1 pseudogene is annotated in these 1,183 nt (G+C 53.8%); it reads left to right on the forward strand.

Annotated elements, in window-relative coordinates:
• Positions 1–544: 544 nt before the first annotated feature.
• A pseudogene (locus Q4P78_RS09085) lies at positions 545–1,183 on the forward strand (cytochrome P450); the annotation flags it as partial.

Consider the following 1,183-nt stretch of genomic DNA (forward strand, 5'->3'; position numbering starts at 1 on the left):
ACCCTCTCAATCGTGGTAGTGGTATGGCTGATTGGGAAGGTGAGATACCTAAACGTTCAGCTGAGTCTTCACACGGTTCTGGTGTAGTACAGCAAGTTTTCAGGTTTTTGTCAAAGTAAAGGCATGACCCCTGGTAATGGAATGGTTCCAGAGAAGAGCTTCCACCCAATCAAGGGATGAATGGGGCGAGTTGCGTGACAGTGAGTCCGGGACTATGGTGAGCAAACGATGGTTTCTTATGATTGGTTATTTCTTTCACCATCATACGTGTACAGGGTTTACCCCAATGAATACCCCTCTAGTGCAACATAGACTGCTATTCGCATCTTCATACTAGATACATACATATTTTTATTTCTAATACTTATATATTTGACGAGGGTAGCAAAGGCACTCCTATCCTGCGGGGCAGGCGGTTAAGTGCTACCGTCAAATAAGACGGCACTACGCCGAAACAAACGCGCGCAGGCTCTCGGCACACACCCATGGCGCGTATCAATCCACCCGACGAGCCAAACATAACAACTGAATCAGGGGCAAAGAAGTGACCAACACCGAGAAAAATGACTGGGATTTGCGCAGCGAGAAGGTTCAGAAGAACCAGGTAGCCGCCTACGACGAGATGCGCCGCCGCTGCCCCGTAGCGCACGACGAGTTCATGGGCTATTCCGTGTTCAAAAACGCTGATGTGCAGCATGTGCTCGACCATCCCGACATTTACTCGAATATTGTCTCGACGAGGCATATTGCCGTGCCGAACGGTATGGATGCGCCCGAACATACAACGTTCCGTGCCGTGAACGACAAATACTTCACCCCCTCGCGCCTGAAGGAGTTCGAGCCGAAAATCCGTGAGGTCGTCAAGAACCTGGTAGCTGATCTGCCGCGCGGCACCGAGGTTAATGTGATGGATGGGTTCGCGCAGGTTTATGCGATGCGCATCCAGAACGCGTTCATGGGCTGGCCCGCGAGCCTTGAGAAGCCGCTGATCGAGTGGATTGAGAAGAACCGCGAGGCTACGCTGCGCCGCGACCGCGAACAGATCGGCAAGGTCGCCCTTGAGTTTGACACCTATATTCGTGAGCTTCTGGATGCGCGCCGCGAGCAGGCCGCCGCCGGGAACCCGCAGGATGTGACCGCCGAGCTGCTGACCGACACCGTGCAGCTGCCCGCCACCGCCACG

It is taken from the genome of Rothia sp. (in: high G+C Gram-positive bacteria), from assembly GCF_030540545.1.
Taxonomy (GTDB): domain Bacteria; phylum Actinomycetota; class Actinomycetes; order Actinomycetales; family Micrococcaceae; genus Rothia.